Source organism: Mycobacterium sp. TH-M82, assembly GCF_057473605.1.
Genome location: NZ_JBYCKY010000445.1, coordinates 1 through 1,399 on the forward strand (window position 1 = coordinate 1; position 1,399 = coordinate 1,399).

3 protein-coding genes are annotated in these 1,399 nt (G+C 65.1%); 2 read left to right on the top strand and 1 reads right to left on the bottom strand.

Annotation, left to right across the window (positions count from 1 at the left end):
* Window positions 1-183: 4Fe-4S dicluster domain-containing protein (locus AC2VON_RS13660; RefSeq protein WP_486953450.1), on the bottom strand; the 183-nt coding region annotated here is incomplete at its 3' end.
* A 54-nt stretch (window positions 184-237) separates the two neighbouring features.
* On the opposite strand from AC2VON_RS13660, the gene AC2VON_RS13665 reads away from it, so the two are divergent.
* Window positions 238-840, top strand: coding sequence for a DUF2249 domain-containing protein (locus AC2VON_RS13665; RefSeq protein ID WP_486953451.1), 603 nt, complete (start codon window positions 238-240; stop codon window positions 838-840).
* Window positions 841-1,033: 193 nt separating this feature from the next.
* Window positions 1,034-1,399, top strand: a 366-nt coding sequence (locus tag AC2VON_RS13670) for an enoyl-CoA hydratase-related protein (protein WP_486953452.1), incomplete at its 3' end; no start/stop codon positions are given.

A 1,399-nucleotide genomic window follows, 5' to 3' on the forward strand; every position in this document is an offset into this window, starting at 1 on the left:
CAGGTCGTCCTCGTAGTAGATGGCCTCGACCGGGCAGACCGGCTCGCAGGCTCCACAGTCCACACACTCGTCGGGGTGGATGTAGAGAGCACGGCCCCCCTCGTAGATGCAGTCGACCGGGCACTCCTCCACGCAGGCCCGGTCCATCACGTCAACACAGGGTTTCCCGATCACGTACGTCATGGGCTAGAGTTTACACAAGCTGATTTGTAAAAACTAGAAGGGCGGGGCGATCCGATGCCCGACACCGAACTCGACGTCCGGCGCCTGCGTAAGCCGGAGAAACACCCGACAATCTTTGCCACCTATGCAGACCTGGCGGTCGGGGAATCGTTCGTTCTGGTCAACAACCACGACCCCAAGCATTTGCACGACGAGTTCGAGGCCGACCACCCGGGCAGCTACGGCTGGGAATACCTCGAGAGGGGCCCGGCATGGCGAATCCGGATCAGCAAGCTCGCCAGCACCCCGCTGCCCCGGATCCTCACCACCACCGCCGACATCGCGGGCAGTGACACCGAGCCCGACCTGGCCGGGGTGGTGTGGAAGCTGGAGGTGCAAAACCGGGATCTGGACTCCAATGTGATCTCGCTGGGGCCGGGCGGCGGCATCGGCATGCACACCGGCGCCGAGGTGGATGTTCTGGTGCACGTGCTGGCCGGCAGCGGCCGGCTCAGCACCGAGCTGGGCACGGTCGAGCTGGTCCCCGGTGTGCTGTTGTGGATGCCACGACGCTCACTCCGACAGTTCAGCGCCGGGCCGGACGGGTTGCGCTACCTGACCGTGCACCAAAAGCGTGAGGTCCTGGGTCTGACCCCGACCGTGCGGCAGGCCGGCTGACTGACCCGCAGATGTATGCTGCGCCGGGTTGCGGTTTCGTACGCGACGCGCCAGTCGCATTCAGGCAATCGCACGAAGGCGCGCACTCGCGGCCCATTTTTACGGTCACTTCCGGCGCCTGACCGCACCGATATCGTCGGGCCGTATCGTCGAAGCGGCAAATGTGCAGATTCGCGATACGAGGAGCGACGAAATGGCCCAGGACAACCCCGACAACTACCGTGACTTCCCCGGCCTGCGCCTGAAGTCCGGCGACAACGGAGTGCTGGAGATGGTGCTGGACGGGCCCGGGCTCAATTCGGTGGGGCCGCAGATGCACCGCGATCTGGCCGATGTGTGGCCGGCGATCGACCGCGATGACACGGTGCGGGTCGTCCTGGGTCGCGGTGCGGGCAAAGCGTTTTCGGCCGGCGGCAGTTTCGAGCTGATCGAGCAGACCATGGGCGAATACGCCGGTCGGGTACGCATCATGCGTGAAGCCCGCGACCTGGTGCTCAATATCGTGAACTTTTCCAAACCGGTGATCTCGGCGATCCGCGGACCCGCGGTGGGCGCGGGC

Coding starts and splice junctions, on each gene's coding strand:
- AC2VON_RS13665 (WP_486953451.1), top strand. CDS start 238: ATGCCCGACACCGAACTCGACGTCCGGCGCCTGCGTAAGCCGGAGAAA.